Genomic DNA, 303 nt, shown 5'->3' on the forward strand with positions numbered 1-303 from the left:
CATCACTGCCACATCCTGGAAACCGGAAATGACAGCTTCAGGTTCAAAAACAGTTCCGCTCAGGAACCAAAACGAGCAAAGGAATACACGAAACTTGACCGTGAATAAAAACCCGAACATTAATTAAAAGGCGGGTCAATTCTCGGTGGAAAAACCGGGTCATGTATGGATACCCCCATTTGTGCAAGTTGCAATTTGGATAATTTAGACGTGCGATCGGGTGCGGTCATGTATCAGGCCTGTTTTGCGGCATTCACATAGCCGCTGGCCGGTATGGAGCTTAGCGGTTCTGGTGCAAAATCA

The 303-nt window shown here is 47.2% G+C and carries 1 pseudogene; it reads left to right on the forward strand.

The features are described from left to right. Window positions 1-108: pseudogene (locus ABE530_RS19740) on the forward strand (ATP-binding protein); the annotation flags it as partial. Window positions 109-303 lie beyond the last annotated feature (195 nt).

Source organism: Brucella sp. TWI559 (assembly GCF_039674265.1).
GTDB classification, from domain to species: Bacteria; Pseudomonadota; Alphaproteobacteria; order Rhizobiales; family Rhizobiaceae; genus Brucella; species Brucella chromiisoli.